Origin of the sequence: Streptomyces sp. NRRL F-5630 (assembly GCF_000719475.1) — a bacterium.
In the GTDB taxonomy this organism is placed as follows: Bacteria; Actinomycetota; Actinomycetes; order Streptomycetales; family Streptomycetaceae; genus Streptomyces.
Window position 1 is genome coordinate 1 of sequence record NZ_JOGO01000032.1, and the last position, 12,115, is coordinate 12,115.

Consider the following 12,115-nt stretch of genomic DNA (forward strand, 5'->3'; position numbering starts at 1 on the left):
GTGGGGGCGGGCTCGCCGGGGGTGGCGGGCGGAACGGGGGCGGCCTGAGCACCACGGGTCCCGTCCTGCCCCGCACCCTCGGTCACCGTGGTGTTCCGGCCCGCACCGTCCGTTCCCGTCATGCCGTGGCCCGTACCGTCCGTCGCCGTCGCGCCCGGGCCCGCGCCGTCCGTCACCGTGCCCGCGCGGACCTCCTTGCTCAGGACCTCGGCGACCGTGGCGGCGTCCAGTGGCGCGGTGAGGCGCGGCGCCCTGCCCTGCCGGACGACGGCGCGGCGCGCGAAGGCGCCGTCGGTGGGGACCGGGGCGGGCCCGTGGTGTTCGAGGCGGGGGAGGCCGAAGCGGTGCAGTCCGGCTGCGGACCAGTACCGCACCGGGACGACGAGCGTCGCTTCCTGCGCCGGCAGGGAGATGCGCAGCGGCCCGTGCTCCGCCGCGTCGACACCGGTCTCGCGGACCCAGCAGCGCAGCAGCGACTCCAGCGCAGCGGCCTCGGCGGCGGTCGGCACATCGGGGTGTTCGAGGAGGTCGGCCGCGGCGCCGTCGAGGTGTTCCGCGGGGGCGGCCGTGTGCTGCCGGGGGACGACACCGTCTTCGGCACATGCCGAACTCGTACTTCCGGCCTCGGGGGCGAGGGGGTACCGGCCGTCGGGGGCGGTGTTCGGGTTCACGGGCGCTTCCTTGAGGGACGTGGTCGTTGGCCCTGCGGCTGGGGGGACGGGGCCGGTGGGGGGAATGGCACGCGGAGGGGCGCGCTCAGACGGGTGGGGTGCGGGGCGCTCGTACGCGCGGATCGCGGTCCACGGCGTCCAGTGCGTCGGCGAAGCGGTCCAGGACGGCGGTGGCCTGGTCGTCGGTGAGGGTGAGCGGGGGCAGCAGCCGGACCACGGCGGAGTGGCGGCCTCCCAGCTCCACGATGAGACCGCGGCGCAGGCACTCCCGGCGCACGGCGACGGCGCGCGCGGAGTCGGCGGGCGGCGGTCCCTCGGCTCCCGGCCTGGCACCCTCCGGGTCGACGAGTTCGACGCCGAGCATGAGTCCGCGTCCGCGCACATCCCCGATCCAGGCGTGGCGTGTCGCGAGGGAGCGCAAGGCGGAGAGCATGCGGGCTCCCAGGACCCTGGCCCGCTCGGCGAGCCCGTTCTCGCGGACGTAGGCGAGGGTCGCGGCGCCCGCGGCCATCGCGAGCTGGTTGCCGCGGAAGGTCCCCGCGTGGGCGCCGGGTTCCCAGACGTCGAGATCCTCGTGGTAGACGATGACGGCGAGCGGGAGGCTGCCACCGATCGCTTTGGAGAGGACCATGACGTCCGGCACGACACCCGCGTGGTCGACGGCCCAGAAGGCGCCCGTGCGGCCGACGCCCGTCTGCACCTCGTCGGCGATGAGGGGCAGTCCGTGCGCGCGGGTGAGGGCACGCATCCGCCGCAACCAGGCATCCGGCGCCGGGTGCACACCGCCCTCGCCCTGGACCGGCTCGACGATCATCCCGGCCGGGTCCGGCACCCCGGACTTCGGGTCGTCGAGGTAGCTCTCGGCGAGCCTGGCCCCGAGCGCGGCACCCGCCTCGCCGCCCACACCGAAGGGGCAGCGGTAGTCCTGGGGATAGGGAAGGCGCAGTGTGTCCCGTACCGACGCGGCGGCCGACGACACGTCGAGCGCCCCGGCGGTCATGCCGTGGTAAGCGCCGGTGAAGCCGAGCACCGGCTGCCGGCCCGTGGCGCGCCGTACGAGCTTGAGCGCGGCCTCGACGGCGTCTGTGCCCGCGGGCCCGCAGAACTGGATGCGGCCGCGTGCGGCCAGCTCGCCCGGCAAGGTGCGGAACAGTTCGGTGACGAAGGCGTCCTTGACCGGGGTCGCGAGGTCCAGGACGTGCAGGGGGGCCTCGGAGTCGAGGACGTCCCTGATCGCCTGGAGGATCACGGGATGGTTGTGACCGAGGGCGAGGGTGCCCGCCCCGGAGAGGCAGTCCAGGTACCTGCGGCCGTCCGCGCCTTCGATGGTCAGACCTCTGGCCCGGACGGGGACGATGGGCAGGGCGCGGGCGTAGGTCCTCGCGGCCGACTCGCGCAGGGACTGCCTGCGCAGTACCCCTTCCTGCGTGTTCGTCGGTGCGATGGGCACGGACTCGGTCACGGACAAGGTGGTAGGTCCTCCCGCGGTGCGAAGGGCGTGTCAGGGCCGAGAGCGGGCATGGCGACGGCCCCCGTACGTACCAACGACGCGGGCCGCTGCGGATAACGGCTCATCGGGAGATCCCTGCCGGGCTCGGCGAAGTCGGCCGGAAACCGACGATGCGACCGGAACGCGACGGCTGGCGCTGAGGATTGAGGCTGGGGCAGAAGGTTGACGCCGAGACCGGCATCCGGCCGGTGCGTCCCCACCGTGACCCAACTGTTGCCGTCGCGCGGCAGGGCTGTTGAGGCCCCGGCATAGTGTGGAGCGGCAAGGTCGGGCACTCCCAGGGGGATTGAGCATGCGCACCACACGGGCACGGACGGGGCGGGGGCCGCGTCGCGGTTCCTGGCCGATAGCGATCGGAGCCGCCCTGACCCTCACGCTCACGCTGACCGCCTGCGGTCCCGGCGAGGACTCGGCGGGCGGCGACGACGGCGCGAAGCCCGTCGCCTCGGACTCCTCGGCCGGCGATCACAAGATCCGCATCCCCGACGGCCTGCGGGACCGGCTCAAGGAACACGGCATCGACCTCGGGAAGTGGGAGGACGGCGCCTGGCGGAAGTGGGACAAGGACGCCTGGCTCCGCAAGGCCGAGGACTACGTCAACCCGATCATCGACGGCCTGTGGGACCCGGACCGGATGCGGCGGGCCGAGGACCCGCAGAAGAGGGTGGACGCCGGCGATCTCGCGGGCGACCAGGGTGTGACCGACCCGGCACCGGCGCCGGTGAAGGCCGCGGCGGTGCCCCCGCCGTACCACGACGCGCTGCCCGAGGCGGGGAAGGTCCTCTTCGACTCCCCCGAGGGCTCGATGGTCTGCTCGGCGACAGTCGTCCAGGACCCCGCCCACCCGGGGAAGTCGAACCTCGTGTGGACGGCCGGCCACTGCGTGCACGCCGGGCAGAAGGGCGGCTGGTACCGCAACATCGCCTTCGTCCCCGCCTACAACAACGCGGGCAAGCCGACCGCCGAGCTGGAGACGGCGACGCGCGAGGAGATCGCTCCGTTCGGGGTGTGGTGGAGCGACTGGGCCCAGACCTCGAAGGAGTGGATCGCGAGCGGCGGTCCCACGGGCGGCGCGGGGGCGCCCTACGACTTCGCCGTCCTGCACGTGACACCGGAGAACGGCGGCGGGAAGTCGCTGGAGGAGACCGTGGGCGGCGCGCTGCCCGTGGACTTCGCCGCGCCTTCGGCCGCGAAGACACCTTCCCTGACGGCGTCCGGTTACCCGGCGGCACCGCCCTTCGACGGCCAGGCGCTGTACCAGTGCCCCGCGAAGCCGGGGCGCCTCTCGCTCGGCCCGGCGCAGCCGACGATGTACCGCATCGGCTGCACCATGACCGGCGGCGCCTCGGGCGGCGGCTGGGTCGGCAAGAACGCGGACGGCAAGCCGGCGCTCGTCTCCAACACCTCGATCGGCCCCGTGACGGGCGGCTGGCTCGCGGGTCCGCGCCTGGGCAAGGAGGCGGAGGACATCTACCGCGCGGTGAGCGACAAGGCCGACAGCCTCTCCTGAGGCCTGAGCCCTGAAGTCTCAGGCGGAGCGACTGCGGTCGAGAGGGCTCCTCGGCGGTACGGCGGGGGTACTCGGCCGCCGTCGCCCGCGTTCGGCGGGTACCGGAGGCGGAGACCGGCCAACCGTCACCCACGCTCGGCGGGTACCAGGGGGATGCCAACCACAGTTGCCCGAAGTGCGGTGGGAACGGGAGGCGGCGGACCGCCACACCGCTCGCGGCACCGCTGAGCGGCCGTGGGCAGGCCACCGCTCCCCAGGAGGCGGGCCACTACTGCGACAAGGGGCGCAGTCGCCAGGCGGGCGGGCTGCCGTTGCCATCGAGTAACGGCAGCACGGGAATTGACCGCCGCGCTCCCCTCACACGAGGCGAAGGGCCCGCACCCTCTCCGGGTGCGGGCCCTTCGGCCGTCTGCGGCGCCTGGGCGCGGTACGGGCGGGGGCCGCCCGCGGGCTCAGTGCGAGCCGACGGGGCTGAACCTGCGCAGTTCCGCGGCCAGTTCCTCGTGCACCAGCGCCTTGAGCCGGGTGCCCTCGGGGGTGTGCTCCTCGGAGAGGACCTCGCCCTCGGCGTGCGCCCGGGCGATGTACTTGCCCTCGGTGTAGGGGACGAGCACGTCGACCTCGACGGCGGGACGGGGCAGTTCCTCGTCGATGAGCGAGAGCAGTTCCTCGATGCCCTGCCCGCTGCGGGCGGAGACGGCGATCGAGTGCTTCTCGACGCGCAGGAGCCGCTGGAGGACCACGGGGTCGGCCGCGTCCGCCTTGTTGATCACGACGATCTCGGGCACGTCGGTGGCCCCGACCTCCCTGATCACCTCGCGCACGGCGGCCAGCTGCTCCTCGGGGGCCGGGTGCGAGCCGTCGACCACGTGGAGGATCAGGTCGGAGTCGCCGACCTCCTCCATCGTGGAACGGAACGCCTCGACGAGGTGGTGCGGCAGGTGCCGCACGAAGCCCACCGTGTCCGCGAGCGTGTAGAGCCGGCCGCTCGGCGTCTCGGCCCGGCGCACGGTCGGGTCGAGGGTCGCGAAAAGGGCGTTCTCCACCAGTACCCCGGCGCCCGTGAGGCGGTTGAGGAGCGAGGACTTGCCGGCGTTGGTGTAGCCGGCGATGGCCACCGAGGGGACCTTGTTGCGTCGGCGTTCCTGACGCTTGAGGTCACGCCCGGTCTTCATCTCGGCGATCTCCCGGCGCATCTTCGCCATCTTCTCGCGGATGCGCCGACGGTCGGTCTCGATCTTGGTCTCACCGGGACCACGGGTCGCCATGCCACCGCCCGAGGAACCGGAGCCACCGCCACCCATCTGCCGGGAGAGCGACTGACCCCAGCCGCGCAGGCGCGGCAGCATGTACTGCATCTGCGCGAGCGAGACCTGCGCCTTGCCCTCGCGGGACTTGGCGTGCTGGGCGAAGATGTCGAGGATCAGCGCCGTGCGGTCCACGACCTTCACCTTGACGACGTCTTCGAGATGGATGAGCTGCCCCGGGCTCAGCTCACCGTCGCAGACGACGGTGTCGGCACCGCTCTCCAGGACCAGGTCCCGCAGCTCGACGGCCTTGCCGGAGCCGATGTAGGTGGCCGGATCGGGCTTGTCCCTGCGCTGGATGACCCCGTCGAGGACGACGGCGCCCGCGGTCTCCGCGAGCGCGGCGAGTTCCGCCAGGGAGTTCTCCGCGTCATGGACGGTGCCAGAGGTCCAGACACCCACGAGGATGACCCGCTCCAGACGCAGCTGGCGGTACTCGACCTCGGTGACGTCCTCCAGTTCCGTGGAGAGCCCGGCGACCCTGCGCAGGGCCGCGCGCTCCTCGCGGTCGTACTGCTCGCCGTCCCGCGCGCCGTCGACCTCGTGGCTCCAGGCGGCGTCCTCTTCCATCAGGGCATCGGCTCGCAGGCCGTGGCTGTGGGGCGGCTGCTGTCCCCGCGGGTGCGTCTCGTTCACGGTGTCCTCCGCGCCGAGCGGCGCGTCCTGGTCTCCGGAAGTGTCCTGGGAAAAGGGAGGGGTGTGGGTCATTGGTTCCTTAATGACGAGTGCGGTCGACGAGCGGACTCGGTCCGCCGATGTGAGCAACGCCCGGAGAGGCCCCGGAATTCCCGGCCCCGTGGGCGCCGCTCGCCCGGAAATGGTCCCACGGCGCTCCCCGCGGAGTCACGCGAGTTACCCGGCGGGCCGCCGGCTCCGGAGAGCTCGCGGGCCGGCACACGGGCCAGTGGGCGGGCCGCCACGCGGGCCGAGCGCGGCAAGGGCGCAAGGAGGGCGCGTAACCTCCCTGGTCACCGGATACGTGGTGGCTCGGTGAGACGGTGCGGGGTCGGGCTCCGCGGCTGCTCGGTGCCGGGCGCGTCGACGGTCCAGTCCGGGTGGCCGGGCATCGGCGGTGTCTTCGCCCCGTACAGCCACGGGTGGAGAAAGGCCCCGAGATCGCGTCCCGCCACGTCGGAGGCGAGCCGCACGAAGGCGGCGGTGTCCGCCGTGCCGTCGCGGTGCTCCGCGACCCAGCGGCGTTCGATGCGGGCGAAGGCGTCGGTCCCGACCTCCTGGCGCAGGGCGTAGAGCACGAGGGCGCTGCCGTCGTAGACGACGGGCCGGAAGATACTGATCTTGCCGTTGCCCGGGGCCTTGGGCCGGGCCGGTGGGCCGCCCTCCGCACGCCATGCGTCGCTCGCGCTGTACGCCTCGCGCATCCGCCGCTCCAGGGAGGGACCGCCCCGCTCCTCCCCGTAAAGGGACTCGTACCAGGTGGCGTGGCCCTCGTTGAGCCACAGGTCCGACCAGGTGCGGGGGCTCACGCTGTCGCCGAACCACTGGTGCGCCATCTCGTGCACGAGGACGGAGTCGACGTACCAGTCGGGGTAGCGGCTGTCGGTGAACAGGCGCCGTTCGAAGAGCGAGAGCGTCTGGGTCTCCAGCTCGAAGCCGGTATTGGTGTCGGCGACGAGCACTCCGTACGTCTCGAAGGGGAAGGTCCCCACGCGCTTCTCCATCCACCGCAGCTGGGCGGGTGTCCCGCGCAGCCACGGTTCGAGGCGCTCGCGGTCGGCCGCGGGGACGACATCGCGGATCGGGAGGCCGTGCGGCCCCGGCCTGCGGAGGACGGCGGAGCGGCCGAGGGAGACCTGGGCCAGCTCGGTGGCCATCGGATGCAGGGTGCGGTACGTCCAGGTCGTGGCGCCGCCCGCCGCCTCGGCCCGGCCCGCGAGGAGGCCGTTGGCGACCACGGTCACGCCGCGTGGCGCGGTGACGCGGAAGGTGAAGTCCGCCTTGTCGGAGGGGTGGTCGTTGCCGGGGAAGACCCGGTGGGCCGCGTCCGCCTGGTTGGCCATGGCCAGGCCGTCCTTCGTCCGGACCCAGCCGCCCTCGCCCTGTCCGGCGGCCGGTGGGCGCGGATCGCTCGTGTGGCGGACGACGATGCGCAGTCGCTCTCCGGGCCGTACGTGCTTCTCGGAGGTGACCACGAGGTCCTGTCCGGCGCCTGTGTGGCGGGCGGCGCGGCCGTTGACGGTGACGGAGTGGACCTTGCCGTGGGAGCAGTCGAGGTTGAAGCGGTCGAGGGGGGCCTCGGCCCTGGCGGTGATCCGGGTGACGGCTTCGAGCGGTGCCCGGTTGTCGCCGTCGTACGTCAGTGAGAGGTCGTAGGCGAGCACGTCGTAGCCGGGGTTGCCGAGGGCGGGAAAAAGCCGGTCACCGATCCCCTGCGGCGCCGGGGTAGGCGCGGCGGCGGCCATGAGCGCGAGGCAGACGGCGAACACCGGCACGAGCACGCGGGCCGTGCGGCGGGCGCGGCGGCGCGGGCGGGGCGGGGCCGCGCCGCCCGCCGCGTGCTCCGCGTCGGCACCGGGCCCCGGCCTCGCCAGGGTGTTCGCGGGAATGCGCTCCAGGTCCATGACTCCGAGTTACCGCACTGGATACGCACAGCAACCAACCGGCGGGCAGAACAACCCGAAGGAGTCAGTTCGTTCACGCTGTGCTGACGTCTACGGCGCCCGGCCGACGCCGCGCCGTCACCGCCCCCGCACTCCGTACGGCCGCGTGCCCCCGGTGCAGAAACCTCTCTGCCGCGCTCGGACCCTGGCCCTCTCACACCCCGGACGTCGGCGCCGCGCTCCGCGCCCTGCTCACGTCGTACACACCCGGCACGTCCCGCATGGCCCGCATGAGCCCCGGCAGGCGCGTGGCGTCGGGGAGGTGCAGCGTGTAGGTGTGGCGCACCCCGTGCTCACTCGGAGGTTCGACCGTGGCCGAGATGACGGCGACGCCCTCCCCGGCGATCGCCTCCGTGAGGTCGGCGAGCAGGTGCGGCCGTCCGAAGGACGCGGCGCGCAAGGTGACGCGGCAGTCGCCGGTGTCGCCCCAGTCCGCACCGACCGTGCGGCGGCCGGCCGCGGCCATGCGCACCGCCCGGGGGCACTCGGCGCGGTGCACGGTGACGGCGTTGCCCCGTACCGCGAAGGCCGTGACGGCGTCGGGGGGCACGGGGGTGCAGCAGCCCGCGAGGCGTACCGTCGCGCCGGGCTGGTCGACCATGACGCTCGCGGCCAGGGGCCGCGCGGCGGGGGCGGGAAGCGTGGGGCGGGGCAGGGGCTCCTCGCGCCGCGCGTCCTCGGCGGGGGCGTTCGCGGGGTGCGCTGTGAGCCAGCGGCGGATGGCCAGCCCGGCGGCCGGGGTACGTACGTGGTCGAGCCAGTCCGGCGAGGGGCCTCCGCCCACGACGTCCTGGCCCATCAGGAGCTGCACCGTGTCGCCGTCCTCCAGGACGGTGCTCAGCGGCGCGAGGCGGCCGTTGACGACCGCGCCCATACACGCGTGCGCGTCCTCGCCGTACTGCGCGTACGCCGCGTCGACGCAGCTCGCGCCCGCGGGCAGCCCGAGCGCGCCGCCCCCCTGGCGGAAGACCGTGATCTCGCGGTTGTGGGCCAGGTCCTCGCGCAGCACGGACCAGAACAGCTCCGAATCGGGCACGGCGCTCTGCCATTGCAGGAGGCGCGAGAGCCAGCCGGGCCGGGTCGGGTCGGCCCGCTCGGCGTCGGCGGCGTCCCCGGCCTCGGCGCCGACGGCTGCCCCGTCGGGAAGGGCCGGGCCCGGCCTGTCCTGCGGGCGCCTGCCGCCGTTCGCACGACTTGCGGCGCCTCCCTCCGTACGCTCGCGTCCCGGCTCACCGCCCGCCGCGTACGGGTTGCCGAGCGCGACGACGCCCGCCTCCGCGACGCGGTGCATCTGCCGCGTACGGATGAGGACTTCCGCGATGCCGCCCTCCGGCGTCGCGAGAGCGGTGTGCAGGGACTGGTACAGGTTGAACTTCGGGACCGCGATGAAGTCCTTGAACTCCGCGACCACCGGGGTCAGGCACGTGTGCAGCTCCCCGAGCACCGCGTAGCAGTCGGCCGTCTCGCCGACCAGGACGAGCAGGCGCCCGAAGTCGGTGTCGCCGAGCCGGCCGCGTTTGCGGTGGACGCGGTGGACGGAGACGAAGTGACGGGGCCGCAACTGCACGTCCGCCGAGAGGTTCGCCTCGCGCAGCACCTCGCGCACCCGCTCCGCGACGGCGGCGAGGGGATCGGGGGACGCGAAGTGGTCGACGATGAGGCGGCGCGTCTCCTCGTACTCCTCCGGGTGGAGGATGGCGAAGACCCGGTCCTCCAGTTCGGTCTTGAGCGTCTGCACGCCGAGGCGTTCGGCGAGCGGGATGAGCACGTCGCGCGTGACCTTCGCGATCCGGACCTGTTTCTCGCGCCGCATGACACCGAGGGTGCGGACGTTGTGGAGGCGGTCGGCGAGCTTGATCGACATGACGCGTACGTCGTTGCCGGTCGCGAGGAGCATCTTGCGGAAGGTCTCGGGCTCGGCTGCCGCGCCGTAGTCGACCTTCTCCAGCTTCGTGACCCCGTCGACGAGATAGCCGACCTCGCTGCCGAACTCGGCGCGGACCTGGTCGAGGGTGACGTCGGTGTCCTCGACCGTGTCGTGCAGAAGCGCCGCCGTCAGGGTCGTGGTCTCCGCGCCGAGTTCCGCGAGGATCAGCGTGACGGCGAGAGGGTGCGTGATGTAGGGCTCGCCGCTCTTGCGCGTCTGGCCGCGGTGCGAGGACTCGGCGAGGACGTAGGCGCGGCGCAGGGTGTCCACATCGGCGTCGGGATGGTGGGCGCGGTGGGCGTCGACGACATGCGCGATCGCGTCGGGGGCGCGGTCGCGCCCGGCGTGGCCGAGGAGGGCCGCGCGGCCGAGACGGCGCAGGTCGATGCGGTGCCGGGCGCGCTTGCGGGGCTGCGCGGCACCGGCCGCCGGGAGGGCTTCGGGAGGCCCCCCGGGCGTCACAGGATTCATTGCCTCCGCACTCATGGGCACCTCCGGCTGCGTCGACCGGTCGACGGGGTGCCCGGAGCGCGGGGCCCCGGGACAGCGGGCGGTGTCCCCGTCCGGGCCGGTGCTTGATGCTATCGAGCCCACCACGCGCCGCCGACCGCCTCTCGCCGAGCGTGAAAGGGATCACCCATTCGAGGGAAGTCCGCAGGCGACACGAGCGCGGAGAGTGACCTTTACGGCGTTCGCGCGTTGCCCCGGATACGCGTCGGGCGCGCGCCGGGGGGTGCGGCGCCCGCGCGGCCAGCCTCTCCGGCGCTCCGGTCGGGCCGGGGAGCGCGGGCCGGTCGGCCCCGGGGCGTTTTTCCTGCGCATCCCGAGGCCCGAAGGGGGCGCTCAGGCAGTCAGCGCCGCCAGCCAGCCCGGGTCGATCGTGCCCTCGGCGACGAGGACCGCGGGCCCGGTCATCTCGACGACGCCGTCGGCGCGTTCGGTGATGGTGAGCCGGCCGCCGGGCAGGTCGACGGTGTACGTGGCGGGGCGGCCCGTACGCGCGGGGTCCAGGCCGTCCCTGCGCGCGGCGGCCACGGCCACGGCGCAGGCTCCCGTACCGCAGGAGCGCGTCTCGCCGGAGCCGCGCTCGTGCACGCGCATCGCGAGCGCTCCGGGGGCCCGGTCCACGACGAACTCGACGTTGACGCCGTGCGGGTAGGCGCTCGCGGGAAGCACCTCGGGGGCGGAGCGCAGCTCACCCGCCTCGGCGAGGTCGGTCACGAAGGTGACCGCGTGCGGATTGCCCATGTCGACGTGCGTGGCGGGGCGCAACCCGGAGCCGACCCGCACCTCGACGTCGCCCTCGGGCAGCCGCGCGACACCCATCTCGACGGTGATCTCGCCGGGGGCCCCCGGCGTCTCCTCCTTGGCCAGGTGGACCCGCTTGATCCCGGCCCGCGTCGCGACCGCCAGCTCCCCGGCGTCCACGTGCCCGGCGCGCTGGAGATACCGCGCGAAGACCCGGACGCCGTTCCCGCACATCTCGGCGACGGAGCCGTCCGCGTTGCGGTAGTCCATGAACCACTCGGCCTCGTCGGCGTACGCGTGCCCCTCCGGGTGCGCCGCGGAGCGCACGACGTGCAGCAGCCCATCGCCACCGATCCCCGCGCGCCGGTCGCAGAGCGCGGCGACCTCGCCGGGACCCAGGTCGATGCCGTTCTCCGGGTCAGGGATGATCACGAAGTCGTTCTGCGTGCCGTGGCCCTTGAGGAAGCCGATCGCGGTGCTCATCCTTCGATCGTACGGGGCGGGAGGCGGGGTCCGCGCGGCCGTGCGGGGCCGACGGGCCGTGGCAGGCGGCCGGGGAGCGGCCCGGTCTCCGCGGTCCGCGCGGCCGGGCGGCCGTGCGGGGCTGGCAGGGCTGGCAGGGCTGGCAGGGCTGGCGGGGCTGGCAGGGCTGGCAGGGCTGGCAGGGCTGGCAGGGCAACGTTCGCGGGCGAACGGCCGTGGTCCGTCCGCAGGAGTACGGGTCGTGGGTGTACGGGCGCCAGGGGCGGCCGTTGGGGCCCCACGGCCCGGGGGCTCAGCGCAGCCGCGCGACGCGCCAGACGGCGAGGCCCGCGACGACGAGCACGAGGAGCGCGTAGAGGCCCATGGCGCGCCACTGCGGCCTTTCGCCGCCCCGGCCGAGCCCCGGCCAGCTGTAACCGACGCGGCGGGCCGCCATGACGGCTCCGCCCGCTGCCGACGAGCTGAGCAGGAGGCCGAGCATCGCGACGACAGCGCCTCCGTCACCGGCCTCGAAAGCGAGCGGGAAGGCGAACATGAGCGAGCCGATCGCGGCGAGCACGACGATGGGAGCCAGCTGCCACAGGCGCAGTCGCCGCTGCGGCCGCAGCTCGACCTCCACGGCGGCGTCCTCGTCGACCGCCTCATCCGCCGCGACGCCGTCGCGGCCCGGCGGCAGCGCACCCATGGCCACCGCGCTACGGTCCGTCATCGTCACGTCGGGGCCCCCGGGAGGATCGTCGGCCGGGCCGTCCTGGACAAGCTGCTCCCGCTCTTCGCGTCCGGTGTCACGAGGGCCGGCCTCCATCGCCACTGTGCCCTCCCACTCGGACTCCGCCAGGTC

At 73.9% G+C, this 12,115-nt stretch carries 7 protein-coding genes and 1 pseudogene; 1 reads left to right on the forward strand and 7 read right to left on the reverse strand.

Features of this window, described 5'->3' with window-relative positions; translation table 11 throughout:
• Positions 1-671 (reverse strand): annotated as a pseudogene (locus IF99_RS0116505) (iron transporter); the annotation flags it as partial.
• 85 nt (positions 672-756) lie between these two features.
• Entirely contained in the window at positions 757-2,139 is a 1,383-nt protein-coding gene (locus IF99_RS0116510; RefSeq protein WP_030997261.1) for a diaminobutyrate--2-oxoglutarate transaminase family protein, read from the reverse strand.
• Positions 2,140-2,473: 334 nt separating this feature from the next.
• On the opposite strand from IF99_RS0116510, the gene IF99_RS0116515 reads away from it, so the two are divergent.
• Entirely contained in the window at positions 2,474-3,691 is a 1,218-nt protein-coding gene (locus IF99_RS0116515) for a trypsin-like serine peptidase (RefSeq protein WP_030997262.1), read from the forward strand.
• A 452-nt stretch (positions 3,692-4,143) separates the two neighbouring features.
• Here IF99_RS0116515 and hflX read toward each other — a convergent pair whose 3' ends face one another.
• From hflX to IF99_RS0116540, 5 genes are all read right to left on the reverse strand, one after another.
• Positions 4,144-5,706 carry a GTPase HflX gene (gene hflX, locus IF99_RS0116520; protein WP_107048969.1) on the reverse strand — a complete coding sequence of 521 codons (1,563 nt, stop codon included), beginning with the start codon at positions 5,704-5,706 and terminating at the stop codon, positions 4,144-4,146.
• Between the two features lie 260 nt (positions 5,707-5,966).
• Entirely contained in the window at positions 5,967-7,577 is a 1,611-nt protein-coding gene (locus IF99_RS0116525) for a M1 family metallopeptidase (RefSeq protein ID WP_030997264.1), read from the reverse strand.
• A gap of 193 nt (positions 7,578-7,770) precedes the next feature.
• Complete coding sequence (locus IF99_RS0116530) at positions 7,771-10,029, reverse strand: RelA/SpoT family protein (protein ID WP_199806504.1); 2,259 nt, start codon at positions 10,027-10,029, stop codon at positions 7,771-7,773.
• 357 nt (positions 10,030-10,386) lie between these two features.
• Positions 10,387-11,274, reverse strand: coding sequence for a diaminopimelate epimerase (dapF, locus tag IF99_RS0116535; protein WP_030997266.1), 888 nt, complete (start codon positions 11,272-11,274; stop codon positions 10,387-10,389).
• A 292-nt stretch (positions 11,275-11,566) separates the two neighbouring features.
• A complete protein-coding gene (locus IF99_RS0116540; RefSeq protein ID WP_030997267.1) occupies positions 11,567-12,079 on the reverse strand; it encodes a hypothetical protein in 513 nt (170 codons plus the stop codon).
• Positions 12,080-12,115: the final 36 nt, after the last annotated feature.